Here is a 19,795-nt window from a genome sequence, read left to right as displayed (position 1 = left end):
CGGGGACATCCCGGAAGTGTAATTTTATTTTGATGTTTTCTTTCTTGTTGTTTTCTTTGTGGTATCCGGTACATTCTCCGGTGCTTCTGCTTTCTCTGGCTCTTCCTCTGGTTTTTCCACCTCTTTCAGCGGTTCAATCAGTCTGTTTTTTGCCATGATCTCATCGTACCGTTCCTGTGTGCATTCAAATACTTCTCCCGGCTGTCGGATGACTTTTTCTTTCTGATCAATAAATTTTTTCAATGTTTTTACCTTCATTGTTCTCTTCCTTTCTTAAAAATGGGTATAAAAATACCACCAATCATTTCTGACCAGTGGTATTAAATATTTTTGTTTTACGAACTTACAAGGTTCTCAAACTATAAGTTCATTTTTTCATAGACTGCATCTATTCCGGCGCGGATGACATCCGTCTTGCTCATGCCTGCTTTTTCCATGCAGAATCGTATCTTATTCATATCCTCTTCGGAAAGCCGGAAGCTTTCTCTGTAGCTTTTGGGAGCGTCTGTTGGTCTTCCCATTTTCTTTTTTTCTTCTATGGTTCTCACCTCTTGACTCTTGCCATTTTCCCCAAACTGTGTTATTTTTTATTTGGGTACAGGCGGTGGCAAGTACCGCCTGCTGTTGTGTTGTGAGCCTTGCTTATTTATTAAGCAGGGCTTTTACTTTTTCCTTTGCATCTGCAAGATCTTTACTTTCATTTAAGATTTCAAGAATTTTTCTTGTCTGGTTTTCTTCTGCAAGCTCTCTGAGCTGTTCACCTAAGTTCATTTCCTCTTCCATGTTTTCTCCTTTCCGGCACCTGCCACCTTACTCGTTAAGTACTTCCTTAACTGTCTTTATTATAACTTATGTCATGACAAAAGTCAAGTATTTTATGAAATTTCCCATAGAAAAACCACCGGCCATATCCGGCCAGTGGCCTGTTTTATCAGTTATGCGTGTGATAATGAGGTGTACATTGTGTCCGGATCAAATTTTGACATCCAGTTCTGTTTTACGGTGTCTTCCTTCAGTTCAGAATCCAGTGCTTCGTACATTCCCTGACCGTAATCATCCGGCATGACGGAAATCTCAAGATCTACCTCTTTGACTTCCTCTGCACCATTTTCAATGGAACGGCTTACACCAGATTCCATGATGCAGCGCGGATATGCTTTGTATTTCTTGTTTCCGTCCTCATCGTACACTTCCTGTGTGATACAAAATTCCGGATGCGTGCTTGACTGTCCGTAAGCCCGTACCCCGTCAATCAGTCCCTCTACTCTCATGCCAAACATGCCGTCATAAGTATCTTTCGGTACATGCATGGAGATTGACAGTTTTCCCGTTCCAGATCCCTTTACGCGTGTCTTTACTTCAATCCCACGGCATTTTTTTACTACTTTTCTGACATCCATTTCCTCGCTACAGGATCCTACACAACTTGCCTCTGTAGCGGTTTCCTCACTTGCAAATTTGATTGCCATTCTTCTGAGTTCATATTCTGAAAATACTGCTGATGCTGCCACTTTCTTATCCTCCTATTTCTTTCACCAGTGCAGATACACACTGATCTATAATTTTTTCTGTTGCTTCTTCCGCGCCCCTGCGCATAAATTCCTGATCGCCATTATGGCGATAGGTGTTTTCACCGTCATCCGGGAAATAGAGGTAATTATACGGTGTTTTTGTTTTGACCACGACATACAGGTTCCCCTGTTCCTCCCGAAATGGCTGTGATACCTTTGCCGGTTTCTTTTTTCCCTTCCAGGTGCGTCCCGATTCCGGTATTAACGGTGTAACATGGCTAATGATCTCCTGTCCTGCATAATTATGCAGCACATCATTTATGATCTTTTCTGCCTGTTCCCCTGTCTGTGCGATACGGTCCGCCAGTTCCTCAATCTCTGTTGCATCGATTTTCCACATTTCAGCGTCCCTTCCGTGCTTTTGCGAACGGTATATCCAACACTTCCACTGCAGCACCTGTTCCCGGTTTGATCGTATATGCGTAAGTGCTCTCATTTCCCAGTTTTACCCCCGGTAATTCCAGTACCTTTTCGATCACCGTTTCTTCCAATCCTTCCGGAATCTCATTCTCCCGGACAACTGCCACATGGAATGTCACCGTATGACTTGTCCGGCTCTCGGAACTGGTACGCTTATCGCGAAAAAATACGATATAGTTCCACAGCACTGTCTCATCCAGCTTGCCAGCACGTCCGTAGAACACCATTGGATCTATTTCTTCCAGTTTTCCACGGATTTTTTCATTGAATGACATCTATTCCTCCAATTCCCTGATCTTTTCCAGATACATATAGTATTCCGTCTCATTCCGGTCAATATATTCCACAGAATAGAGTGTTTTCCCGATCACAGCGAAGCATCCACTGTGTAATCCTTTCTCCGTCCGTGGTCTCTGTGTCCTGATCTTGAGTGACAGACTGAAACTGTTCTGATCTGCAAATTCCTGATCCTGCTGCCGTCTGGATGTTTCCCCATATGCCAGTCTGATCAGGAAATCCAGATCATTTAAACTTTGAACATTGGTATTTCTGGTCAGTGTCTCTTTTTTCCGCTGATAGATCCCGACATAACCGTCATGGTACTTCGCTTTTTTTCTGTTCATTCGCTGCTGCCACCTCATTTCTTCTTCTGACCTTAAGAATGTCGCTCAGATAATTCTTTTCGAACTCATCCGGCACGTCGTTCCAACAATACAGGCAATAATTCTCAAACAACATTTTTGCCGTTCCCGGGCGCAGGAATGCATCCGGGGATGGTTCCCCGGACATTCCAAGCAGGTCATGCATGTGCACTATGGCATCTTCCGTAATGGAAGTAATACGCTCATCTGTATCTTTATCACTCCATGTAATCTTGCAGATATTCTGCACATTATATTCAAGATCTGAATTTGTCATTTCCTACCCCTTAAGCTGTGACGGTCTCGTTTCTGACTGTGATATAAGCCGGATCAAGTTTAGAAATATCCAGAAGCACCGCAACTGTGTTGTCCCACGCTTTACCGGTTCCATGCAGTTTGATCTTGTATGTTCTCTGGTCCTCAATGAATTTATAAGAATCGTCATACTCAATGACACCCTCTTTGTTGCCACCAAGTCCAAGGAAATACTCCTCCGGAAGGCACAGAATAGCTTCACCTGTTTCTACTTCGTTGCTGATTACCACCTCTGTCGGGAACGGGAAGATGTCTTTTGTGTATGCACCTGCAGCATTCAGCACAGTGGTTGCCGGCATGATCTTCTGCAGATAGTCTTTCATATTGCAGATTAGTGTCACAGATGTAAAGTTACGCATACCGCCGTTTTCTGTCTCTACCAGCTGAGAGATTACATTGCCATACTCTTTCGGCTCAAAACTTTTCAGTTTTACTGCTGTTTTCTTTGCATATCCGGAGCTTGGATTCATGCTTGTTGATTTTCCGATGTTTCGGTCAAGACCGATCGGACAATTTAAGCCATTGCCGTCAACGATTGCTTTCTCCAGGGAGATTGCAATGGATTCTTTCAGGATGGTGCGGATATAGTTATCCAGGAATGTCGGTCCCAGATCTAACATATCCTTTGGAATCACGGTGTAGGCGGTCAGTTTATAAAGCGTCAGTGATACTTCACGGAAGCTGGATTCCAGTTTCTTGGTGATTTCTCCGTTGATTGGTCCCCACACTGCTGTCTGTTTGGTATGATCGTTCAGAATCCATCTGGTGAGGTATTTCACGTCCTGGAAGTTGATCTTGCTCAGGAGTGCATGTTCCTGTGTCAGTTCGCGGAACACATCTTCAATAATGGTTTCCGGCATTGCTCCATTTGTGCTGATCAATGAAGTGAACTCCTGTCTTGGATCTGCTGCCTTTCCTGCGGTGATCAGTTTCTGGTAGAATTCTGTCTCTGCCCCTGTCAGCTGACGATAGCCACGCTGTGCCAGTGCCGCTCTGTCACCTGCTGCCATTTCATAATCATTTTTTACGGATTCCACTACAGATTCATGGAACTGTTCCCATGCCTGTTTTCCCGCGTTTTCATCTCCGGACTTCATAGCCGCCTGTAATGCCACGATTGCTTCTTTCTGTCTTGTTCTGTTTGGATTTCCTAACATTTTTGTCCTCCTTGCTTATAAAAAAATATTTAAAAAAGCATCCATCATGGATGCATCTTCTGGATCATCTTTTTTATCTTCTCCGACCAGTTCCTCAAATTCTTTCAATGTGTCGGAAAAATCATTTTTCTGGAACTTTTCTTTCATCTTTCGGATATTTTGTAGCGGTTCATCTGACACATTCAGCGGATCATCTGTTTCACGACCGGCGATTTCATCAATGAAACCATATTCCAGTGCCTTATCCGGTGTCAGAATGGTTTCTTTTTCCATCATCTGCTGCAGTTCATCCTCTGTGATATTTTTCGCGCGCTGCATAAACAGTGCACGTGATGATTTCATCATTTCATCCAGCTTGTCCGCTTCTGCACGAAGCTCTGTGGCATTTCCTGCCGTGCATACCCACATTTCATGAATCAGTGCACTGGTTCCCTCGCCCATGACACGCTTATCACAAGCCTGTAGGATCACAAATGCGATGCTGTGTGCTACACCGTCCACATAGCCTGTCTTGTGTGCTCCATGCCGTTTCAACTGGTTGTAGATCGCTGTGCCTTCCTTGACGCTGCCGCCGTTAGAATTGATGTACAGGCAAATTTCATCCGTTTCCGGAATCTGCGCCAGTTCTTCCTGGAAATGCTTTGCACTGGTTTCTGAGTCATCTCTGGTCCATGTTTCCCAGTTCCAGTCACCTTTCTCTTGAATGTCATCATACAGGTAGATGTTATGCACATTGTCCTGTGTGCTGAACATATAATACAGTTTTGGGAGTTTCCCCATCACTCAGTCCCTCCTTCTGCCGGTTCTGCCTTATCTTCTACCCGGCTGTAATTATTCGTCATCCAATGCTGTCGGCTCCACGGTGTATTCAGTGGCATTAATCCATTTTCTTCGCGCACCTCATCCACGCACATTACTCCAGACGCGATCAATTTGTCGCTACTGGTTGCCATGTCGAACAGATCACGGTGTTTCACCTTACCGGTATAGCACTGGTAATAATTCCCATGCAGGTATTCTTCTTTCGTTGCGCGTTTATTCAGCACTGCAGTGATCGCATCTGCGAACGGATCCACTGCAAACGTCAGGAACACATCCCCGATATCTTTCACATTCGTTACCTGCCCGGTCATCAGTGACTGTGGAATCTTGAATGCCTGTCCGACAATATTAAAAATATCTTCCCGGAGTTTGATCAGATCTGAACTGTCCTTTGCGGATTTATTGGAAGATTCCTCTTTCAGTTCTTCACCGTCATATTCTACATAAGTCGCATATTCGTTCTGCATGTACGCTTTGATGTTTTCGGCAATCGTATTCTGATACTCATTATTAAATTCAGAATCTCCTGACTTTGCACCGGTTATTTTGAATTTAAATTTTCTTCCGTTTGTGTCACGGAATGCCCGCGCCGCAGTTTCCAGAAGCTTCCCATACTCCGCATATAATCCATTGATTACATTGCAGATATTCTCGTCTTCCATTTTAAACAGATACACTTCTTCCGCCCGGAAAATACGATCCATCTGGAAACCGCCATCGAGTACCACCCCGTCATACAGATTCCCAAGAACAGGACGCTCCTGCCGGATATGGAAACTCTCCGCGCAATGCAGTTCTCCATTGATTTCCACAACCAGTGCGCCCTCTGGGTTTCGTATCATCTTATTGATCACACGGTGCCAGAATAACGTGCTGTTTTCATTTTTATTCGGTGCCACGTTCAAAACGTAATAATCGTCATTGATGACCGGTCTGTGTTGCTCAAATACCCTGATTTCACTCAGGCTGATCGCATTGGCAATCAGTGACGCTGCTGTATAAATGGCAGTCTCCCGGAAATAAATCTGTTCTGGTATCTCAATAGATATCGTTTCCGACGATCCGATCTTTACCTTTCCCAGAAACTTCCCCAGGAAATCAAATACTTTCAATATTGCATCCCTCCTTCTGATCAGCAGATTGTTCTTAATCTGCCGCCAATTTTTACGCGTGCTTTTATTTTGTCTTCCAGTGTCATAGCCGCTGCAAATGCCATAAAACCATCCGTTTTTCTACTTTTCGGTTCTATTTTTTCATAGTTTATATTTCCTTTTGAATCCAATCTGGCTTTTACATTCCATGTGAACCATCGCATGATCGTACTTTTCCCCCATGCGATTAGCTGACGTGAAAATACATAGCCAATTGTGACTGCTGCTTTCATCAGATCAGAAGGGCGAACCAGTTTGACTTTTCCATTTTCCGGTGAAAACCCGATATCTTTTAATGCATCTGCCAAAAATCCATAACGGAAGTTATCCACTGCAATCGCTTCGATAGCGTATTTTCTTCCCTGCTCTGCAAACCATCCTGTAATCAGACGCGGATCTATCTCCGTTTCTTTGACCATTGTCAGTACACCATCTTCCTCCGCCTGTTTCAACGGATATTTGATGCTCGGCAGATCCCTTGATTTCTTACATACCCACACATGGTAGATCCAGAATCGTTTTTCGCCTTCCTTAAAAAGGATTCCTGCTGCTGCAAAGTCATTGATCTTTGCAAAGTCAATTCCGCCAACGCAACTGTGACCGCGCAGCGCATCCTCATCAATCTCATGTGTGGCAGCAACCAAATTTTCCCAGTCAGTTACGCAATATTCTGTTTCTCCTTTGGGTCTGTTCATTCGTTTTGTCAGGAACGCAGAGTTGTTTGCCGGATCGCGCTTATAATCTTCATATTCACGTTGCATTTCATGCAACAATGTCGGAAAATACTGCAACGACGGATTTGCCATATACCAGTTTTCTTCGTCTTTTACTTCTTCCTCTGCATTTTCTCCCAACCTGCAAATAAATGGGATTTCACCGTTATCAGTCAGGCGTCCATGTAAAACATCAATCATGTCTGCCAGCTTTTTATCCAGAGGACCGTCTCTGACATCTCCATTTGTTGTGATAATCGTTTTTCGCGGATGTGCTATCTTTCCCAGTCCGGTAGTCGCTACGTCAATCAGTTTGTAATCCGGATATGCGTGGTACTCGTCAAAATCCACTTTTCCCGGTCGACCTCCGTCTTTTGTCCCCGGTGCTTTTGTATGATATCTGAGCACCGATCTGGTTCTCAGATTTGTAATTTCCTCCAGATTCCATTTAAAATAATTTTTGAAATACAAACTATTTGATTCCAGAATCTCGTAAATATCCTTGAATGTAGCTTTTGCCTGTTTTTCTGATGTCGCAAACATGTCAATGTCATAATGCATGACACCGTTTACCGGAGTCAGCAGACAAAAATTTTCAAACGCAAGGTACCCGTTTTTTCCCGCACCACGTCCAACTAAAATAAACAAATTTGGGAAACGCAGTTCTCCGTCCGATCTGTAGGTGCAGTTGTGCAACGCAAAGCAAAATTTTTCCCATAATACTAATTTGTACGGGAAATACTTTTGCATGCCAAGATATCTTTGCAGCTGTTCCTCATCTACATAGATATCTTCTTCCCGGAATACTTTTTCGACAAAATCACACAGCAAAATCTGTTCTTCGCAGACACGGTATTTTCCACTTCTGACGTATGTAATGTATTCATCTATTTCCTTACAGATCATCATTCATCACATCTTCTCCGGTTGGTGCATCCGTGGTCAGTCCCATTTCTTTCAGGATTGACAGCATCTGCTTCTCTACCGCAACCAGATCTTTGATGGATTGGTTCTGTTTCATGATAGAAACACCCGATGCTGACAGTGTTTTGTACGAAACTCCACGTGTTTTGATATCTTTTTGCAGCATTTTTTTCGTGTCATACAGCTGGAGATAGTCATAAATCAGATCCTGAAAATGAGCAACATTTGCATTTTTCGCTTCCAACTGTTTGATCAGAGATTCCTTTATTTTCGTCTTTGACGGGGCACGCGTTGTCTTTTTCTTTTCAGTCGGTGCTCTGGTTTTTTTCAAGATTTTCTCCTCCAACTTTTTTTATTTTTTATCACGCGCGAACGCGCCCGGTTTAGTCGTGCCCTTCTTCCGTTGTAAGCCCTTCCCCAAATTTAAGGGTATAGGGGGTACGGGGGGCTTACCACCGTTCCTCGTTCACCTGTTTTTTCTTTCTGTTCCCAAATCTGCCGTGTATTTCATCATGACAGCGGTGGCACAGTGGCAACAGGTTCGGATGTTCTACTCCGTGATAGACGTATGTCCTGCTCAGTGCCAGCTCTGGATGTGACCGGACGTATTGAACATGATGAACTTCGTCCACTGGTCTGATGATTCCTTTCTGTTTGCATTTCACACATTCGTTGTGTGCTTCGCGAACCACCTGCTGGCGAAGTTCCAGCCACTCCTTGCTTTTATAGAATTGGTACAGTTTATTCTCCTGTATCAATTCGCGGATCCATGCAGTCAATTCATTCTGTGTCATGTCTTTCCCACCGCCACATGTATCGTCCGGATGATTTCTTCTCCTGCAATCTGAAAATAAAAGCGAATCTCATGGAGTCCTGTAGTCTGTGCTTTCATCACACAGGACAGAACATGATCATCTATTTGACATGTTCCCTCTGCTTCTTTTTCATTAGTATCACAATTCCAGACTTCATACCTAGCACTGGTAATTTCAAAGGGCAGATTATCCTCGGATTTTACGGACAGATACAGTTTTCTTTTCTCACCCTGATACATTCTCAGTATTGCCAACAGATGTCACGCTCCCCTCCAGTTTTTCCAGTATAACCTTAAAATCTCTCATGCTTCCCTGTGCTGAATAGTCCAGCATTTTTATTTCATACCGGAGTTTTTCCAGATCAACCGTGTACAGGATTGTTGCCATGTATGTCTGATTACCAGCTTCATCCACAGCGTAGAGAGCGACGATATACTCGCCACTCTCCATAAATGGGACGGTTGCTTTCCAGATGTTTCCATCTGTTTTATCGAAGACAATCCTGCTGTCTCCAAGCATGCCCCATACCTGCGTGATCATTTAGTCGCTGACCTCTACAGCAATGATGTATGTTTTTCCTGCATCTACCTGGTTCGGTGTCATTGTTACAGACTTGATAACCGGTGCCTTTGTATCCAGAGTTACGGTTCTGGTTACAGTTGTGGTCTTTCCAGCTTTGTCCTTTGCAATGATCGTAATAGTATTGCTGCCCTCTGTCAGTGTTACATCCTTACTGAATGAGCCGTCTGATGCGACTGTTACAGTTGTACCATTGACAGTTACTGTTACCGGTTTGCTTGTAGCATCGTCTGTAGTACCTGTTACAGTTACTGTAGATTTGTTTGTTACAAGTCCTGCTGTCGGTGCGGAAATGGATAATGTCGGCGGGATAGTATCTACTGTGAATGTTACAGATTTCTGTGTTGCTGCATTTCCATCGTAATCACTTGCAGTTACAATGATGGTGTGTTCTCCATCTGTCAGTGCAGTTGCCGGAGTATAGCTACATGTATATCCGCCTGTAACTGCTGTCTTTGTGATCTTGGACGCATCCACCGCAACATTGTCTACTTTCAGCGCAATAGTTGACGGGTTTACTCCAGAATCATCATCTGTGATCTTCCATGTAATAGCCGGTGTACTGTTAGCCAGATACTGTCCTGCTGTCGGTGATGTGATTGTGATCACTGGTGCAACTTTCTCTTTAACCTTTAACTGTAAGCTGCTGCCAAGCGTGCTGTCTGTTGCATCCTTTGTGGCGGTGTTCCCCGCTTCATCTGTTGCTTTTACTGTAACGGGATAATAATGTCCCGTCAGAGTATAACTGGACTTAGCTGGTGCGGTTGCTGTCGCTTCCCATTTGCCACTGGTCGAATTATAAGTCAGTGTGATTGACTGACCATTAACGACCGCCTGTACTGTTTTTACACTCATACTTTGATCTCCTTTTCTTTTTGGTGTGTAATCATATGGGTAGTTATATGGATAATCCAGTCCGTATGCTCTATTCGCTATCGTGACTCGGATCACATAACTCTTATTTACCTGAACCGGATTCGGACTTATTTCTGCTTGTGAAATTGTGATCAGTCTGCTCTCTGCCATGTTCCTCTCCTCCGGCTCCCGTTTTTTTGCATAAAGAAAAGACAGCAGGTAAATCCTGCTGCCTAATCAATGCTAAATTCTGCTATTTATTATTTTCTATAAATTCTTTCATCATGTTCGTTAATTGAACACCCATTGCAATTCCTTTTTCCTTGCATGCTACTTGGAACTCCTCTGCCACTTTCTTATTAACCTTGTAGGTTTTTGAGATCATGCCAGCTTTTTCATCCCATCGATCCTGTGGTCTTTTCTTTTTTTCTTCCATGATTTACCGCTTCCTTTTCATTAATCTTCCAATTACGTCCACTAGCATATATGCACCTGCACACATAAGTATCACAGAAGCATATATATTTCTTCCGGAAGCTATGAAAATAATCCATGCGGCAATTACAAATAATACATTAAACTTTGTACTTTTCATATATTTCAAGATGAGTTATAATTGATAAAAGGTTCGGGGCTTTCGCCCCTTACCTTACTTGAGAGCCTGTATAAAGCTTGCAAGTCCTGCTAAGAACGTTCCTAAGGCTATTAGCAGTTCTATCACAAGTTTTATCAGGTTCTTTTTCTTTCTTTGCTCAGTTTACATTAAAACATATTTTTGGCGAACATGACCGAACATTTTATATTTTTTTCAAATCTTTTTCGATTTCATCCATAAACCGGTTATGCCGCATCCGACAATTATCCTCTGTATACTTGATCCGGCGCTTCGGAAACGCATGATTCATCCGCTGTGCCACCTGACACCAAGTCAGATCATCTATGTAGTAGAATTCAAACATCATCCGAAGTTCACTCTTTTCAATGCTGTTGATGTACTCCTCAGCTTCATTCATTAACTCCAGAAGTTTTGCTTCACGCTCCACCAGTAATGCACGTCTTGCTGCCAGTGTGGTTCTCTTTCTGGATATCAATCCGTTTGGAACTCCACTTATTTTTACAGTGCCAAGTGACTTCTTACCTTTCTTTCCACAACTTACAGAATCGGTTACGATGCTGTTTTCTAATCTTCCTATTTCGGATTCCAATTTCTGGATCCGTTTTCTTAAATCTTTTATTTCTTCTTTCATATCCGCATACTCAACCAGAATCATCTTCTCCAACGGCATCGCCTCCCTTATTCCTCTCTTGCAGTTCTGCCCTGCTGTCACTTATCTGTATCTCACCTCTTAGCTGCTGCCATCTAAGATATGACAGGCTCCATTCTGGATTTCCTCCCATGGATGCAAGGTAATCAAGAATGTTATCCATTGCTCTCCTCTGCCAGTTTTGCGTATTTCCAATCAATAACTTCATCACTTAATAAACTCCATGATGTTCTTCCATTATCCCACGCATAAACAATGCCGTCTTCAAATTTTGCAAAATGTCTATGTAGCCATTCACTATTTTCGATATTCTTAACCAAAATTGGCGTATCTACTGGCACTTTACTCCAATCAATTTGTGGTTCGACATATTCAGATTCACACCATTCTTTACATGCATCGTTACACCTGCTACCAGCATTCACTTTAAAATAGCAGTCTTTGCATAAAATATCTTTGCACGGGACCGGTCCCATAACATTTTTTTCGACTGCAATACGTGTTCCGCTACATGCAATATCTAAAATCCGTTCTGCATATTTTTCTCTATTTGTCATTTTTTCCACCTTTCTTTACTATCTCAATCGCATTATCCAGTGCCTTGCATACTTTCTCATAAGCCACATCAAGTGTTTTATCGCCAGTATTGGCAATCGTCATAAAATACTGCATTCTGAGTTGTTCAATTTTCTGAAAGACTGCATCTACATCATAGGCTGTCGGTATATCTTGGTGTTTTATCTTATCAGAAAAAGATTCTATTACTTTCACTTCCACACCATTATGTGGACGGATGATTGCACATCCTCGTAACTTTTCAATATCAATTAATCTCATTTTTATCACTCTCCTTTGGTGGTTCTGGCAAAGGCATCCAATGCGTAACTTTCCAGAATGTCCTGCTGCCTTTTAATTCCCAGTATCCTAGCTTTTTATAGAATTTTGCAAATGTTACATGTTTTAAATCCTGTTCTTTGCAACATACTATGTAAGTGCCGGATGATTCCGGTACTCTATCATCGGCAGAAATCCACCACTCTGTATCATAAGCTGTCGGCTGTTCATCTATAATCGATACAATACCGCAATACACTTCTTTCAACTCATCAACGCACAGGTCATATGATTCCTCTGTCTTTTTATGCAGTTCCCAAATTTTTGAGATCAAAGCATCGGCATCAATTAATCTCATTTCACATCACTCCAATCCAATTTCTGCCCGCACTCATTGCAATAATTACATTTTCTCTGATCGTGATGCTTATCCTGCGTTGCATTGTATCTTTGCCCTACAAACCATCCGCACACAGGACAACACCAGTCCTGCCATTTTTCAAACTTCCACTCATGTGGTTGGTCGCCTTTGTTGCAATGTATAATGGACTTTCCTGTTTTTAAGACTGGCTTCATTGCCACATCTCTGGAATCCCCATCCACAAACCGCCGAATCTCTGCCACTTCCTGCCGTAACTGTTCATCAGTCTTTTTCACTTTTCACCATCCCCATTCTGCCAACAATACCGGCATTCTTCAGGTAATTGTAATATACCTGTGCGCGTTCCTCATTGACGTTAAACTCTTTTCTGATTCTTCCAATAGTTACACGCTTCTGGTCCTTCGCCCAGTTCTCTAATTTTACAGATTTGATAATCATCATCTATTCCTCTCTCCTGTATATTTCTGGCAGTGGCATCCATGCGTTGACAAATACTCCAAACGATGCATAGCTGTAATCATGGTCTTCCGGATAAAATGCTCCGGATTCATCATCTTCTGTCTCATATCTACCAATATCTGGTAATGTAAGCCCCTCATTTTCAAACGATACCAGAACGTATTCGCCTGGTTCCGGGAGTTCCTCATTGATATCATGCCATCTGTTTTTCAACACTTTAATCAATGCTGCAATAATCGTATAATCCAACGGACTAATGCTTTTCGGTTTTTTTGCTTGTCTAATTTGCAATTTTAACAGCTCGCTTTTTAATGCACTGGTGACTTTTAACGGTTCCAAAGGGTTCTTTATGTCGTCCAGATACTGCGCGTTGCATGCTCTGGCTGTCCGCATTGCTTCCATACACTCATCCGGTGTCCCGATATCTTCATACGCTCCCAGTTTCTGAATTACCATGAAGGTAATTTCAAAAAACAGTTCGTATGTTTTGTATGGGCTTATAATGGCATCATTTCTGCTTTTTAAGCTGTATCTTGCCGGTGAGAACGCTTCCCCGGCATCCTTTGTCAAACGTTTGTTCATAAAATCATTATTTTTCATTCCCTACTTTCCTTTCCACCTTGTCTTAATTCATCCAAGATTTATCCAATCACAACCTTGACACCTGTTTCTCCTTTATACGTCCACTTATCCCACATCCTTATATGTCCCTCTGTTGCCTCGGTTACATTTCCATAATGCATATCATCCAGTTCTTCCCAGTTTTTTACTTCTCCGTTCTGATCACATCTAAACACCATTGTTTTCAGAACGGCATCAAATGTATTACAGGTATCTATTCGAACATATTGACCTGTTTTATCTTTTTCAACCGTTATCACCTGTTTGCCATTCTCTAGTGCTATCCATATTTCCATGTATAACGGTGCTAATTCTTCTGCAAACGTTGGATATCTTCGTGTCAGAATCTGACACATTTTTTCTATCGTCATTTTTCTGGTCTTGTTTTTTGCGCAATCTCTTTTCATCGGTATGCCATGCATCTTGCGCCAGTTGTTATTCTGGAGCTGTGCTACAGTAGGTACAACCTGTCTATCTGGTTTTTTCACCTGCACAACCGCAGGTGATGTGCTGCTTCTATCCGGTTCAGTTTTCCCGCTCTGTTCTTTCGCGTTTTCCAGATCTTCTGATTGTCTCTCTGGCTCTGTTTTTCTGATCTTCTTTACAATCTCATCAATAACCTGTTTCAATGACACTGTATCCCCTCCTCTCTGTGCTTTTATGAAAAAGGCAGTTCTTCATCTATCCCGTCCGGTATATTCATAAATCCATTCTCATCCGTGCTGACAGGCTTCGGTTCTGCTGCCTTATGGTTTTCTGCTGCCCCTTTACTTTCTGCAAATTCCACTTCTTCGATTACAACATCGGTAGTATATACTTTCACACCATCGCGGTTCGTGTAGCTTCCTGTCTGGATTCTTCCGGATATGGCGAACTTCGTTCCCTTAATGCCATATTTACTCAAAAATTCAGCTGTCTTTCCAAAAGCTACGCAAGACACGAAATCTGCCTGCTGTCCCTCTGGTTCTTTTTTGATTCGTCTATCTACTGCCAGCGTCATTCTTGCCACAGCAGTCTCACCAGAATACCGTACTTCCACATCTCTGGTAGTACGTCCCATTAATACAACCTTATTCATCCTTACCACTCCTTTTCCCGCGTCAATATTTCTTCGTATTTTTTCATCAGTTCGCTCAACCGGCGGACATCTTTCTTTGTGGCATTTCCGTTGGCATTAATCGTCATTTTTATCTCTATGATCTCATCAATAACGTTTGCCGCCTCGCGGAACCCTTTTGCCATTTCTGCCAGCCATACCATGTCCTTGTACATTTTTTCCACCTTTTACAATTACGTCCGAATCATTCCTTGAAAATTCCAGATCTATACCAGTCTCATTTCTGATCGTGCTGATCACATCATCCACGGTCAGATAATCCTTTTCTATACTGTCTGCCAGATTATTGATATAATCCCGGAATCTATTCATCCGTGTTGTTCCAAATCCGAACTTGTCCCTCAATACCATTTCTGACAGTGCCGTCACTACTCCAGTAGCATTCTGTTTAACTTTCAGTGTAAACTCATCCATTTCTTTTTGAGGAACCAGACACGGTGCCACTGTGCGACCTCTCCGTTTTATTTCCTGTTCAAGTCCCTCAATACCTTTTTCCTTTGCAATTTTCAGGGCATATTCCATGCCCTGTCTCCTTGCGATTTCTTCTCTGCTCAGTTTCATTTTGTCCCTTTCTGTGACTGCCACACTTTTCTGATCTCGTTCACTTTTTCTCTAAATTTGTTAAACAGGTTTTCATATTCTTCTATCACATTTTCTGATTCAATGTTTTCACTTTCATCTAATCTGCCAATTTCATCCATGATGTCTGCCAGTTCCCTGAATTTTTGTGCATATTCTTTTGCTTCGTTTTTTTCTGTTCCCACTCTGATTTCCACACTTTCTATCCTATTTTCATCAATTTTTCTGGTTCTCTGCTGCTGATCCGTGACACCATTCCCCTGTTTTTCAATTTCTACAGGCTTTTCTGGCTTCGTTTTCTCCATATTGTTCATATGTACCGGGACATCCGGTGTTTTTTCCTGTTCTTCGTTTTCTGTTTCTTGTGCAGGTTCTATCGTTTTCTCAGATTTCAGAATTGTATCATCTGCTGAATCACATACCTCATTGATTGTCATCTGCCCTGTAATCTGTTCCGCTGCTGCCTTTTCTTCCTGCTTCCGTTTAATTTCTTTCACTTCTTTGAACGTCAACCCATTCTCTTTGTACTGGTTCAACAGCACCTTCTGGCTTTCCTCCTGCAATCCGCTCAATTCATATGCAGCGGAAAATGTGAGATCACCGTTTTTCAGTTCTTCCGTGAACTCTGGAAGTAACCGCTTATTAATACTTTCGATCTGTGCAATCTTGGTCGCTGGCAGGTTCAGTATGTCGGAAATAACGTCCCGAAGCCTGCCACTATCAAGTTGATATCCCTGCAGAGGGATTTTATTCTTTTTCATGTACTGGAGCGTCTCTTTCAGTTTTTGTTCTTCCTCCAGAATATCCTTAACCGTCTTATTTCTGTATGCATTCGCCACAATGAGCTGCACCATTTCCTCATGTTCTTCCGCTGGTGTCTTTACCTGGCACGAAGCAATCTCAAATTCCTTATATCCACGCTCCACAAGCAGGTTCAATGCTCTCCATCTTCGTTCCCCGGCAATGATCCGGTACTCTCCTCTATCGCATGGATCATGTACCACTGTAAGATTTTCCAGCAGACCTACTGCATAGATCTTCTGTGCCAGCGGTTCAATGTCCTGCATACTATAGAAATTTGCATCATTGCTATACATCTTTTTGATACTGATATCCCGAATCCGAAATCTGGCTTTTGGTCTTTCGTCAGTGACTGCTGCCTGTGTGTTCCTGTTCAACGCATCCATTGCATTCCATGCCATTTCTGTTTCCTCGTCTTTCTTACAATTCTTTTATCAATTCCTGGCACACTGCCCGGTAGTCTTTTGTAGCTGCGCAATTTCGTGAGAACGCTGGCAATGGTGCTCTCTCCATCGTTGATTTTTCTGCCACAACAGACCGGCGCACTGCTGTCTCAAAACATTCATAACTTTCCTTGTCTCTCATCCAGCTTTCTACCTGCAGCGTAGTTTTATTTTTCTGTTTCATCGTCAACAGTACCTTCATCCGGATATCCTCATTGAAGTCTCGGAAGGTTTCCAGCTGCTCGACCATGTTATTGATCGCACCGATTTCAAACCCGCCGATCTTAGCCGGAACAATTACCAGATCTGCTGCCGCCAGTACGTTCATCACTGTCATATCAAGTAGTAATCCGCAATCCACGATACAGTAATCGTATTTTGTCCGTACCTCATTCATAGCCGCTGAAAATCGCAAAATCTGGTCTTCCCGTTCTACCAGAAGCAGTTCCGCATTAGTACGCATCAGATACCCATTTGCCGGAATGATCTGAATGTTGGAATATGTTGTCTGTTGGATCAGTTCTTTCGTAGAGTATGCCCCTCCTGCTGCCTGATGTGCTTCCAGAAGTTCCGGCATTCCTAACCCCTCCGGATCATACACCCCATACAACATAGACACGTTCCCTTGTTGATCTGCATCAGCAATCAATACTCTATTTTTCATTTCTTCTCCCAGAATATAAGCGATCGCTGCCGATGTCATTGTCTTTCCAACTCCGCCCTTCTGGTTCATTACCGCAATAATCTTCATGATGATCTGCTCCTTTTTCATTTTTATATCAACATACCTTTAGCATCTTAATATTCTGTTCTTTCTTTTTGCTCATCCAATGTCGCAGGTCTTCTGCTGCCAAAGCGTAGCACCTTGCTTCACTGGCATTTTCCACCTTTATAATCAACTGCTTGTCTTTTCCTTCGCCCTGCCAGATCCGGATAGAGCTATCGTGGAATAATGATGTCCTGCATGATGCTGTCAGTCCATACTTTTTCTGTGCTGGCAGGAACAGATCATAGAAACGATGCATCTCCTTACGTCTCTGTTCAGGATCTTCCATGTTTTCGTATTCCATAACTACCTCAATTTAGGTTGTGTGACTGTTCCCTCTTTCCAGATGCTGTTATTCGCTTCTTTCATTTTCTGATATGGCATCAGTTTCACCGGTTCTGCAATTGGTGATAATTTCAGTTCTGCAGCCTTTGGCAGACTACAATATTCCGTAAGTACCTGAATTGCATCCTCCGCTGTATAGCAGGTAGCAACATAGTGTCCTGCTTCTGCCATATCCGTCAAAAATTCCTTTTGTGATTCCTGATGCCGTCCCTGTCCGTATTTCATCTCGATGTACAGACCGCAATACTTCCCTTTCGGGTACGGAAGGCACAAATCAGACACACCGGCTTTTACTCCCATCTGTTTAAGTTTCACCGCTTCCTGTTTATTTCTCCTGCCGCCATTAGGAACATGGTGTAACCATTTCAGTTCCGGATATTGTGCAGCGTTATAAATCGCCCAGTAGACGACCGCAATCTGCTCCGTATCTTCTGACCTCTTTGCATTTTTTAGATTCATTCTCGCTTCACCTCTTTAATCCTTTGTTCTGTATAACGCAGGTATGACATTCCTGTGAATTTATTTATTCCGGAAACGATAGATTCTTTCACGATATAAAATCCCGGTGTAGGTTTCGGTCCGTCCTCCAGGAGCTTTCTCATCGTCCACCGGAAAAATGTCTTTCTCTCCGGTTTTGGTCTGATCAGGTTTCTAGACGGATGATATGCCTTCACCTGTTCTGCAGCTTCATGTTCTTTCTGTTCTTCCGGAACCGGTTTTGCAATGTACTCAGCCAGATCTTTATACCCGCCCGCTTCTCTGATCGGAGTGAAATGTGTGAATCCAAACGTCCAACAATCTGTGATCAGCATATCCGTTCCTTTCGAACACTTTGTTCGGTTCACCAGAATATGTACATGAATACCTCCTCGTTTTCCAATTTCTATCCGATAGATGTATTTCAGCTCATTCCCAATCTTTCTGTATCGATACCGGAGTTTTCCAAGGAAGCTGTTCATGTCTTTTCTGACTTCTTCATATGGTTTTCTGGTTCCCTTCGGGTATTTCAGTGTCACCCACAAGTCGGATGGGTAGAAGTTTGCTTTGATGATTCTGCGAATCCGGTTCTCTTTATTGATCTGGTTCTGTTTTGCTACCTGTTCTGGAGTCGGTTTCTGGCGTTTGGCTCTCTTCTCACCTTTTGCCCCATAATTCCCTGCATATTTATATTCATGTTCTATTGAATTTATAAAATCCCATCTATATTGGTTAAACATGACTATTTTCCCTAACTTTAATATACTTATACTGGTACGAATGCCGGTTTTACCCGGCTTGTCCCAAAAAAAGGTTTTTTAATGTCCGGGCAGGATATTCCTGACCGGACCACATACTTCCACCGCCCTGTAATCGGACGCTTGTTATATTTTAAGGTTTATTTTTATGAGGGATTTCAAAAAACGTATCTGTTTATAATGTCGTAGTAGTCTGCAGTTGCTGTTAAGCGTCCGACTACAGGACGGTGGAAAATATTCAGTTATTTATGTATTTTTGGATAAAATCCCATTTGACTGAAACGTATTCCATTGCAGGTTACTTCTTTAAAATAAACATGATCTTTGCTCACAATTTTCACAGGTCGTTTTAATGCTGCCGCAATGATCTCAATCCCGCTTTTAACCATGATGATAGTGCAAAGCTGTAAGCGACTTTTATCTTCATCAATGTGTCTCAGTCTGTATAACCCGGTAAGCATCTGGTTACACTGTTCTTCGATATATTTTAATTTTGCTTTTTCCATTTACTTTTTCATCTCCTTGTACTTTTTTCCGTGAGATCGATCTGCAATTTTGCAACTTCAACTGCCGTTCTGTATGCAAGTGTATGTTTTGTATCTTTATGTGTCTGTGTTACCTTTTCGAGAAATTTATCAATTTTTCCAAGAAAACAACCACATTTCACAGTAATTTCATTGTCCTTATCCCTAAAGAATGTAGTAAAATCATTTCTACTGCCAATAGCACCAATCACTAAAACGTGGTCAGTAGAAAAGACCTTGGCATTATCGTAAACCTCGGCATCACCGTAAACCTTGGTATCACCGCAAACCTTAGCATTACCGCAAACCTTGGCATTACCGCAAACCCAAGCATTACTACAAACCTCGGCATTATCGCAAACCTTGGCATTACCGTAAACCTCGGCATTATCGTAAACCTTGGCATTACCGCAAACCCAAGCATTACTACAAACCTCGGCATTACCGCAAACCTTGGCATT

Annotated in this window: 37 protein-coding genes; 1 reads left to right on the top strand and 36 read right to left on the bottom strand. The window is 42.5% G+C overall.

The genetic code is table 11. The features are described 5' to 3' along the window. Positions 1-24: 24 nt before the first annotated feature. The 36 genes from LG34_RS12905 to LG34_RS12745 all read right to left on the bottom strand — a co-directional run bounded on the left by LG34_RS12905 (position 25) and on the right by LG34_RS12745 (position 19,316). Complete coding sequence (locus tag LG34_RS12905) at positions 25-258, bottom strand: hypothetical protein (protein WP_109216422.1); 234 nt, start codon at positions 256-258, stop codon at positions 25-27. A gap of 101 nt (positions 259-359) precedes the next feature. Beyond that, positions 360-521, bottom strand: coding sequence for a hypothetical protein (locus LG34_RS16790; RefSeq protein ID WP_181369375.1), 162 nt, complete (start codon positions 519-521; stop codon positions 360-362). Between the two features lie 121 nt (positions 522-642). Then, a complete protein-coding gene (locus LG34_RS12900; RefSeq protein WP_109216421.1) occupies positions 643-783 on the bottom strand; it encodes a protein phosphatase in 141 nt (46 codons plus the stop codon). A gap of 152 nt (positions 784-935) precedes the next feature. Next, entirely contained in the window at positions 936-1,511 is a 576-nt protein-coding gene (locus tag LG34_RS12895) for a hypothetical protein (RefSeq protein ID WP_109216420.1), read from the bottom strand. A gap of 4 nt (positions 1,512-1,515) precedes the next feature. After that, positions 1,516-1,911, bottom strand: a complete 396-nt coding sequence (locus tag LG34_RS12890; RefSeq protein WP_109216419.1) for a hypothetical protein — start codon at positions 1,909-1,911, stop codon at positions 1,516-1,518. Between the two features lies 1 nt (position 1,912). Next, on the bottom strand, positions 1,913-2,266 hold the full coding sequence (locus LG34_RS12885) for a hypothetical protein (protein ID WP_109216418.1): 354 nt from the start codon (positions 2,264-2,266) through the stop codon (positions 1,913-1,915). Continuing rightward, a complete protein-coding gene (locus LG34_RS12880) occupies positions 2,267-2,614 on the bottom strand; it encodes a hypothetical protein (protein ID WP_109216417.1) in 348 nt (115 codons plus the stop codon). Next, on the bottom strand, positions 2,586-2,909 hold the full coding sequence (locus LG34_RS12875; protein ID WP_109216416.1) for a hypothetical protein: 324 nt from the start codon (positions 2,907-2,909) through the stop codon (positions 2,586-2,588). The genes LG34_RS12880 and LG34_RS12875 overlap by 29 nt, the downstream gene beginning before the upstream one ends. 10 nt (positions 2,910-2,919) lie before the next feature. Next, the gene (locus LG34_RS12870; RefSeq protein ID WP_109216415.1) at positions 2,920-4,104 is read right to left on the bottom strand and encodes a phage major capsid protein; all 1,185 of its coding nucleotides are present in this window, start codon (positions 4,102-4,104) and stop codon (positions 2,920-2,922) included. A 15-nt stretch (positions 4,105-4,119) separates the two neighbouring features. Further along, positions 4,120-4,884 (bottom strand): head maturation protease, ClpP-related, encoded by a 765-nt coding sequence (locus LG34_RS12865; RefSeq protein WP_242979904.1) that lies wholly within the window; start codon positions 4,882-4,884, stop codon positions 4,120-4,122. Beyond that, entirely contained in the window at positions 4,884-6,038 is a 1,155-nt protein-coding gene (locus tag LG34_RS12860; protein WP_181369374.1) for a phage portal protein, read from the bottom strand. Before LG34_RS12860 ends, LG34_RS12865 begins: the two co-directional genes overlap by 1 nt. 20 nt (positions 6,039-6,058) lie before the next feature. After that, positions 6,059-7,699: a terminase large subunit domain-containing protein gene (locus LG34_RS12855; RefSeq protein WP_109216413.1), complete on the bottom strand. Its 1,641-nt coding sequence runs from the start codon at positions 7,697-7,699 to the stop codon at positions 6,059-6,061. Then, positions 7,686-8,045: a P27 family phage terminase small subunit gene (locus LG34_RS12850; RefSeq protein ID WP_109216412.1), complete on the bottom strand. Its 360-nt coding sequence runs from the start codon at positions 8,043-8,045 to the stop codon at positions 7,686-7,688. The genes LG34_RS12855 and LG34_RS12850 overlap by 14 nt, the downstream gene beginning before the upstream one ends. Positions 8,046-8,163: 118 nt before the next feature. Next, positions 8,164-8,508: an HNH endonuclease gene (locus tag LG34_RS12845; protein ID WP_109216411.1), complete on the bottom strand. Its 345-nt coding sequence runs from the start codon at positions 8,506-8,508 to the stop codon at positions 8,164-8,166. Next, positions 8,505-8,783, bottom strand: coding sequence for a hypothetical protein (locus tag LG34_RS12840; RefSeq protein ID WP_146190230.1), 279 nt, complete (start codon positions 8,781-8,783; stop codon positions 8,505-8,507). Before LG34_RS12840 ends, LG34_RS12845 begins: the two co-directional genes overlap by 4 nt. After that, complete coding sequence (locus LG34_RS12835; RefSeq protein WP_109216409.1) at positions 8,755-9,069, bottom strand: PF13754 domain-containing protein; 315 nt, start codon at positions 9,067-9,069, stop codon at positions 8,755-8,757. The genes LG34_RS12840 and LG34_RS12835 overlap by 29 nt, the downstream gene beginning before the upstream one ends. After that, positions 9,070-10,134 (bottom strand): Ig-like domain-containing protein, encoded by a 1,065-nt coding sequence (locus LG34_RS12830; RefSeq protein WP_347486819.1) that lies wholly within the window; start codon positions 10,132-10,134, stop codon positions 9,070-9,072. Positions 10,135-10,216: 82 nt separating this feature from the next. Beyond that, entirely contained in the window at positions 10,217-10,399 is a 183-nt protein-coding gene (locus LG34_RS12825) for a hypothetical protein (RefSeq protein ID WP_109216408.1), read from the bottom strand. 361 nt (positions 10,400-10,760) lie between these two features. Then, positions 10,761-11,243: a hypothetical protein gene (locus LG34_RS12820; protein ID WP_431602617.1), complete on the bottom strand. Its 483-nt coding sequence runs from the start codon at positions 11,241-11,243 to the stop codon at positions 10,761-10,763. Next, positions 11,221-11,391 (bottom strand): hypothetical protein, encoded by a 171-nt coding sequence (locus LG34_RS16785; protein WP_181369373.1) that lies wholly within the window; start codon positions 11,389-11,391, stop codon positions 11,221-11,223. The genes LG34_RS12820 and LG34_RS16785 overlap by 23 nt, the downstream gene beginning before the upstream one ends. Further along, positions 11,384-11,785, bottom strand: a complete 402-nt coding sequence (locus LG34_RS12815) for a hypothetical protein (protein ID WP_109216406.1) — start codon at positions 11,783-11,785, stop codon at positions 11,384-11,386. Before LG34_RS12815 ends, LG34_RS16785 begins: the two co-directional genes overlap by 8 nt. Then, a complete protein-coding gene (locus LG34_RS12810; RefSeq protein WP_109216405.1) occupies positions 11,775-12,065 on the bottom strand; it encodes a hypothetical protein in 291 nt (96 codons plus the stop codon). The genes LG34_RS12815 and LG34_RS12810 overlap by 11 nt, the downstream gene beginning before the upstream one ends. Further along, positions 12,052-12,420 (bottom strand): DUF551 domain-containing protein, encoded by a 369-nt coding sequence (locus LG34_RS12805; protein WP_109216404.1) that lies wholly within the window; start codon positions 12,418-12,420, stop codon positions 12,052-12,054. The genes LG34_RS12810 and LG34_RS12805 overlap by 14 nt, the downstream gene beginning before the upstream one ends. Then, a complete protein-coding gene (locus tag LG34_RS12800) occupies positions 12,417-12,719 on the bottom strand; it encodes a hypothetical protein (RefSeq protein WP_109216403.1) in 303 nt (100 codons plus the stop codon). The genes LG34_RS12805 and LG34_RS12800 overlap by 4 nt, the downstream gene beginning before the upstream one ends. Then, positions 12,706-12,885, bottom strand: coding sequence for a hypothetical protein (locus LG34_RS12795; RefSeq protein ID WP_109216402.1), 180 nt, complete (start codon positions 12,883-12,885; stop codon positions 12,706-12,708). The genes LG34_RS12800 and LG34_RS12795 overlap by 14 nt, the downstream gene beginning before the upstream one ends. Continuing rightward, on the bottom strand, positions 12,886-13,503 hold the full coding sequence (locus LG34_RS12790) for a hypothetical protein (RefSeq protein WP_109216401.1): 618 nt from the start codon (positions 13,501-13,503) through the stop codon (positions 12,886-12,888). 41 nt (positions 13,504-13,544) lie between these two features. After that, positions 13,545-14,159 carry a hypothetical protein gene (locus LG34_RS12785; protein ID WP_109216400.1) on the bottom strand — a complete coding sequence of 205 codons (615 nt, stop codon included), beginning with the start codon at positions 14,157-14,159 and terminating at the stop codon, positions 13,545-13,547. 23 nt (positions 14,160-14,182) lie between these two features. Beyond that, positions 14,183-14,602, bottom strand: coding sequence for a single-stranded DNA-binding protein (locus LG34_RS12780; protein WP_109216399.1), 420 nt, complete (start codon positions 14,600-14,602; stop codon positions 14,183-14,185). Positions 14,603-14,604: 2 nt separating this feature from the next. Beyond that, positions 14,605-14,796, bottom strand: a complete 192-nt coding sequence (locus LG34_RS16780; protein WP_207657032.1) for a hypothetical protein — start codon at positions 14,794-14,796, stop codon at positions 14,605-14,607. Beyond that, positions 14,729-15,202: a hypothetical protein gene (locus LG34_RS12775; RefSeq protein ID WP_109216398.1), complete on the bottom strand. Its 474-nt coding sequence runs from the start codon at positions 15,200-15,202 to the stop codon at positions 14,729-14,731. The genes LG34_RS16780 and LG34_RS12775 overlap by 68 nt, the downstream gene beginning before the upstream one ends. Next, on the bottom strand, positions 15,199-16,422 hold the full coding sequence (locus LG34_RS12770; protein WP_109216397.1) for a ParB/RepB/Spo0J family partition protein: 1,224 nt from the start codon (positions 16,420-16,422) through the stop codon (positions 15,199-15,201). The genes LG34_RS12775 and LG34_RS12770 overlap by 4 nt, the downstream gene beginning before the upstream one ends. Positions 16,423-16,441: 19 nt before the next feature. Then, positions 16,442-17,215 (bottom strand): ParA family protein, encoded by a 774-nt coding sequence (locus tag LG34_RS12765; RefSeq protein ID WP_109216396.1) that lies wholly within the window; start codon positions 17,213-17,215, stop codon positions 16,442-16,444. A gap of 28 nt (positions 17,216-17,243) precedes the next feature. Next, positions 17,244-17,534, bottom strand: coding sequence for a hypothetical protein (locus LG34_RS12760; protein ID WP_109216395.1), 291 nt, complete (start codon positions 17,532-17,534; stop codon positions 17,244-17,246). A gap of 2 nt (positions 17,535-17,536) precedes the next feature. Beyond that, a complete protein-coding gene (locus LG34_RS12755) occupies positions 17,537-18,034 on the bottom strand; it encodes a VRR-NUC domain-containing protein (protein ID WP_109216394.1) in 498 nt (165 codons plus the stop codon). Further along, positions 18,031-18,792 (bottom strand): rolling circle replication-associated protein, encoded by a 762-nt coding sequence (locus LG34_RS12750; RefSeq protein ID WP_109216393.1) that lies wholly within the window; start codon positions 18,790-18,792, stop codon positions 18,031-18,033. Before LG34_RS12750 ends, LG34_RS12755 begins: the two co-directional genes overlap by 4 nt. A 260-nt stretch (positions 18,793-19,052) precedes the next feature. After that, on the bottom strand, positions 19,053-19,316 hold the full coding sequence (locus LG34_RS12745) for a hypothetical protein (RefSeq protein ID WP_109216392.1): 264 nt from the start codon (positions 19,314-19,316) through the stop codon (positions 19,053-19,055). A gap of 236 nt (positions 19,317-19,552) precedes the next feature. Here LG34_RS12745 and LG34_RS16555 point away from each other — a divergent pair. Beyond that, a partial coding sequence (locus LG34_RS16555) for a hypothetical protein (protein WP_146190229.1) occupies positions 19,553-19,795 on the top strand: 243 nt, incomplete at its 3' end.

The sequence above is a fragment of the Eubacterium ramulus genome (assembly GCF_003122485.1).
In the GTDB taxonomy this organism is placed as follows: Bacteria; Bacillota; Clostridia; order Lachnospirales; family Lachnospiraceae; genus Eubacterium_I; species Eubacterium_I ramulus_A.
Note: the sequence above shows the minus strand (reverse complement) of the source record. Positions and strands in the feature narration are given on the sequence as shown.

What these genes read in the sequence shown, in the direction of transcription:
- LG34_RS12780 (WP_109216399.1), bottom strand. Translation starts at nt 14,602, where the DNA reads ATGAATAAGGTTGTATTAATGGGACGTACTACCAGAGATGTGGAAGTA.
- LG34_RS12760 (WP_109216395.1), bottom strand. Translation starts at nt 17,534, where the DNA reads ATGGAATACGAAAACATGGAAGATCCTGAACAGAGACGTAAGGAGATG.
- LG34_RS12855 (WP_109216413.1), bottom strand. Translation starts at nt 7,699, where the DNA reads ATGATGATCTGTAAGGAAATAGATGAATACATTACATACGTCAGAAGT.
- LG34_RS12790 (WP_109216401.1), bottom strand. Translation starts at nt 13,503, where the DNA reads ATGAAAAATAATGATTTTATGAACAAACGTTTGACAAAGGATGCCGGG.
- LG34_RS12870 (WP_109216415.1), bottom strand. Translation starts at nt 4,104, where the DNA reads ATGTTAGGAAATCCAAACAGAACAAGACAGAAAGAAGCAATCGTGGCA.
- LG34_RS12745 (WP_109216392.1), bottom strand. Translation starts at nt 19,316, where the DNA reads ATGGAAAAAGCAAAATTAAAATATATCGAAGAACAGTGTAACCAGATG.
- LG34_RS12875 (WP_109216416.1), bottom strand. Translation starts at nt 2,909, where the DNA reads ATGACAAATTCAGATCTTGAATATAATGTGCAGAATATCTGCAAGATT.
- LG34_RS12900 (WP_109216421.1), bottom strand. Translation starts at nt 783, where the DNA reads ATGGAAGAGGAAATGAACTTAGGTGAACAGCTCAGAGAGCTTGCAGAA.
- LG34_RS12835 (WP_109216409.1), bottom strand. Translation starts at nt 9,069, where the DNA reads ATGATCACGCAGGTATGGGGCATGCTTGGAGACAGCAGGATTGTCTTC.
- LG34_RS12885 (WP_109216418.1), bottom strand. Translation starts at nt 2,266, where the DNA reads ATGTCATTCAATGAAAAAATCCGTGGAAAACTGGAAGAAATAGATCCA.
- LG34_RS12795 (WP_109216402.1), bottom strand. Translation starts at nt 12,885, where the DNA reads ATGATGATTATCAAATCTGTAAAATTAGAGAACTGGGCGAAGGACCAG.
- LG34_RS12880 (WP_109216417.1), bottom strand. Translation starts at nt 2,614, where the DNA reads ATGAACAGAAAAAAAGCGAAGTACCATGACGGTTATGTCGGGATCTAT.
- LG34_RS16780 (WP_207657032.1), bottom strand. Translation starts at nt 14,796, where the DNA reads ATGTACAAGGACATGGTATGGCTGGCAGAAATGGCAAAAGGGTTCCGC.
- LG34_RS12830 (WP_347486819.1), bottom strand. Translation starts at nt 10,134, where the DNA reads ATGGCAGAGAGCAGACTGATCACAATTTCACAAGCAGAAATAAGTCCG.
- LG34_RS12905 (WP_109216422.1), bottom strand. Translation starts at nt 258, where the DNA reads ATGAAGGTAAAAACATTGAAAAAATTTATTGATCAGAAAGAAAAAGTC.
- LG34_RS12765 (WP_109216396.1), bottom strand. Translation starts at nt 17,215, where the DNA reads ATGAAGATTATTGCGGTAATGAACCAGAAGGGCGGAGTTGGAAAGACA.
- LG34_RS12805 (WP_109216404.1), bottom strand. Translation starts at nt 12,420, where the DNA reads ATGAGATTAATTGATGCCGATGCTTTGATCTCAAAAATTTGGGAACTG.
- LG34_RS12845 (WP_109216411.1), bottom strand. Translation starts at nt 8,508, where the DNA reads ATGACACAGAATGAATTGACTGCATGGATCCGCGAATTGATACAGGAG.
- LG34_RS12865 (WP_242979904.1), bottom strand. Translation starts at nt 4,884, where the DNA reads ATGGGGAAACTCCCAAAACTGTATTATATGTTCAGCACACAGGACAAT.
- LG34_RS12755 (WP_109216394.1), bottom strand. Translation starts at nt 18,034, where the DNA reads ATGAATCTAAAAAATGCAAAGAGGTCAGAAGATACGGAGCAGATTGCG.
- LG34_RS16785 (WP_181369373.1), bottom strand. Translation starts at nt 11,391, where the DNA reads ATGGATAACATTCTTGATTACCTTGCATCCATGGGAGGAAATCCAGAA.
- LG34_RS16790 (WP_181369375.1), bottom strand. Translation starts at nt 521, where the DNA reads ATGGGAAGACCAACAGACGCTCCCAAAAGCTACAGAGAAAGCTTCCGG.
- LG34_RS12775 (WP_109216398.1), bottom strand. Translation starts at nt 15,202, where the DNA reads ATGAAACTGAGCAGAGAAGAAATCGCAAGGAGACAGGGCATGGAATAT.
- LG34_RS12810 (WP_109216405.1), bottom strand. Translation starts at nt 12,065, where the DNA reads ATGAGATTAATTGATATTGAAAAGTTACGAGGATGTGCAATCATCCGT.
- LG34_RS12770 (WP_109216397.1), bottom strand. Translation starts at nt 16,422, where the DNA reads ATGGCATGGAATGCAATGGATGCGTTGAACAGGAACACACAGGCAGCA.
- LG34_RS12890 (WP_109216419.1), bottom strand. Translation starts at nt 1,911, where the DNA reads ATGTGGAAAATCGATGCAACAGAGATTGAGGAACTGGCGGACCGTATC.
- LG34_RS12825 (WP_109216408.1), bottom strand. Translation starts at nt 10,399, where the DNA reads ATGGAAGAAAAAAAGAAAAGACCACAGGATCGATGGGATGAAAAAGCT.
- LG34_RS12750 (WP_109216393.1), bottom strand. Translation starts at nt 18,792, where the DNA reads ATGTTTAACCAATATAGATGGGATTTTATAAATTCAATAGAACATGAA.
- LG34_RS12815 (WP_109216406.1), bottom strand. Translation starts at nt 11,785, where the DNA reads ATGACAAATAGAGAAAAATATGCAGAACGGATTTTAGATATTGCATGT.